A 3,149-nucleotide genomic window follows, 5' to 3' on the forward strand; every position below is an offset into this window, starting at 1 on the left:
GCACCTGCCCGCGTCCGGCGCAGACTCGCCAGCGGGTCCGGTCGCGGACTGGCCGGCGTTGCTGTCGATCGCGGATCCCGAGGTGATCGACGTGGACCGGCTGTGGGGCCGCGCGAGTGGTCGGGACCGGTTGCGCGTGCCCATCGGTATCGGCGAGGACGGCGCCGTCGTCGAACTGGATATCAGGGAGGCCGCCGCGGGCGGCATGGGCCCGCACGGGTTGTGTGTGGGGGCAACGGGTTCGGGCAAGTCGGAGTTCCTGCGCACGCTGATCCTGGGCATGATCGCCACGCATCCCCCCGAGGAGCTCAACCTGGTCCTGGTCGACTTCAAAGGCGGCGCGACCTTCCTCGGCCTGGAGGTGGCCCGGCACGTCTCGGCCGTCATCACCAACCTCGCCGACGAGGCACATCTGGTGGCGAGAATGGCCGAAGCCCTCTCAGGTGAGGTGCACCGCAGGCAGGAGATGCTCAGGGCCGCGGGCAATGTCAGCAACATCGGCGAGTACGGTCACGCCCGCGCGCGGGACCGGAGATTGCCGCCGCTGCCTGTGCTGTTCATCGTCGTCGACGAGTTCTCCGAACTGCTCAGCCGGCATCCCGACTTCGCCGAGTTGTTCGTGGCGATCGGCCGGTTGGGGCGGTCACTGGGCATGCACCTGCTGTTGGCCAGCCAGCGCCTCGACGAAGGTAGGCTGCGCGGGCTGGAAACCCACCTGTCCTACCGGGTGTGTCTGAAGACGTTCTCGGCCAGCGAATCTCGTGCGGTCCTGGGCGTGGCAGATGCCTACCACCTGCCGACGCAGCCGGGCGCGGCCTACCTCAAGACCTCCTCCGGCGCGATGGTCCGGTTCCAGACGGCGTTCGTCTCCGGCGGATACACCCCACGCCCGCGGTCACCTCGGCCCGTCGAGCGTCCCGTTGCTCAGCTGTTCACCGCGGCGAGTGTCGCGTGCCGGGAAACCCCGGTGTCGGAACCGGATACGAAAGTCCGGAAGCAGTCGCTGCTGGACACGGTGCTGCACGCGCTGGCAGGACGCGGTCCCGCGGCACACCGCGTGTGGTTGCCGCCCCTGGATGGGCCTCCCCGGCTCGACGCACTGCTGCAGGCCCACCGCCCGGGCCACCTCCGGGTGCCGATCGGCCTGGTGGACTGCCCCTTCGAACAGCGTCACGAGCCGTATGTCGTCGAACTCGACGGAGCAGCAGGCAATGTCGCGGTCGTCGGTGCACCCCGGTCCGGCAAATCGACGGCCCTGAGGACCGTGGTCTGCGCACTGGCCGCCACCCACGACGCCGGTACCGCCCAGTTCTACTGCCTGGACTTCGGTGGAGGTGGTCTGGCTGCTCTCGCCGTCCTTCCCCACGTCGGTTCGGTTGCTGGCCGCCAGAACCCTGATCTGTGCCGGCGCACGGTGGCCCAGGTGGAATCGGTGCTGCGCCGCCGCGAAGCCGCCTTCCGGCGCCTCGGTGTCGACTCCTACCGCGCGTACCGCGGGATCGGTGACCGCGCCGACGATCCGTACGGCGAGGTGTTCCTGGTGATCGACGGGTGGGCGACGCTGCGCCAGGAGTCCGAGGGCTTGGAGGCGCCGATCAGTGCCCTTGCGGCGCAGGGACTGTCCTTCGGGATCCATGTGATGATCGGTGCCGCCCGGTGGGCCGACCTGCGGCCCGCTCTGAAGGATCAGATCGCCACCCGGATAGAGCTCCGGCTCGGTGATCCCGCCGATTCGGAGATGGATCGCAGGCGGGCCCGCCGACTCGCCGACTGTCCGCCGGGCCGGGGGATCACCCGCCATGGACGCGAGATGGCGATCGCCCTGCCTCCGGTGGAGCCGCCGCATCACAGCGATGGCGGTGTGGCGCCTTCTGTCGAGCTGCTGCCCACCCGCGTCACCGTCGACACGCTCGCGGAGACCGTGGCGCCGTGTCACTCCGAACAGGTGATAGTGGGACTCGGTGAACGCGACCTGACCCCGGTGACAGTGGATTTCGCCGAGAATCCGCATCTGTTGGTGCTGGGTGAGGGTGAATGCGGGAAGACGGCGCTGCTGCGTCTTCTCTGCACCGAGATCATCCGGACCCGCAGTCCGCGCGAGGCGGAGTTGGAGGTCGTCGACTATCGCCGAACCATGCTGGGTGTCGTCGAGTCGGACCACCTCACCGGCTACTCGGTGTCGAGCACCGCATTGAGCTCGCGGATGGCGGCGCTGTCCGAGCGACTGCACGCCCGGATGCCCGACGAGCATGTCACCCAGCAGCAGCTCAGGGACCGCTCCTGGTGGGACGGGCCGGCCATCTTCGTCATAATCGACGACTACGATCTGGTCGCGGGTGCGACCGGCAACCCGTTGACACCGCTGGCCGACTTCCTGCCGCACGCCAAGGATCTGGGGTTGCACGTGGTGCTCGCCCGGCGTTCCGGTGGGGCCGCGCGGGCGATGTTCGATCCCGTCCTCGCGCGGCTGCGCGACATGGGCTGCTCCGGGCTGATGATGAGTGCCGCCCCTGACGAGGGTGTGCTGCTCGGTACCACCCGACCCACTCCGCTGCCCGCGGGACGGGGCACCCTCGTCGTCCGGGGCCGGCCCGACGAACTACTGCAGGTCGGTTGGGTCGACCCGCCGTGAGCCCCGTCGTGGTCGTAGTGGGCCCGCAGGCCATCCGCGGACCGAATGATGTGGCGTCGGAATCGGTCTCGGTGGCTCTCGAATGCATCGACGACGACCTCGCGCTGCTCGATGACCAAGTCGTCGAGGTGCGTCGGCTGTGGAGTGACCTGTTGGCAGCGGCCGCGGGTGAGTGTGCCGGGACACTGGTGCTGGTGGTGCCGACCTGGTGGTCGACAGCGCGCGTCGAACTGCTCGAGGGCGCCGCCCGCGGCGCGGCCGCCGACGTCGTCGTGCTGCGCAGAGGCTCGGTCCTGAGCGCGGACAGCGGAGCCACCGTGGTGGAGTTCGGCGACGAGTTCCTGGTGATCGTGTCACCGTCTGCTGAGATGGTGGTGCTGCCCCGAGACGAGCGCGACGTCGTGGCCCGTCTTGCCGGGGCGACCGAGATCGTCGTCGACGTCCCCGCCGCCGTCAGCGCGCCCGCGCCGAATCTTGCTGCGCGACTGCACGCCGGGGGCGCTGCGGTGGCCTTCAG

1 protein-coding gene and 1 pseudogene are annotated in these 3,149 nt (G+C 69.5%); both read left to right on the plus strand.

Features of this window, described 5'->3' with window-relative positions:
• Window positions 1-2,632, plus strand: a 2,632-nt coding sequence (eccCb, locus tag WA965_RS09320) for a type VII secretion protein EccCb (protein ID WP_526447401.1), incomplete at its 5' end; no start/stop codon positions are given.
• Window positions 2,629-3,149 (plus strand): annotated as a pseudogene (locus tag WA965_RS09325) (type VII secretion-associated protein); the annotation flags it as partial. The gene eccCb and the pseudogene WA965_RS09325, both read left to right, overlap by 4 nt.

The organism is Mycobacterium sp. (genome assembly GCF_049683935.1).
Lineage (GTDB): Bacteria > Actinomycetota > Actinomycetes > Mycobacteriales > Mycobacteriaceae > Mycobacterium.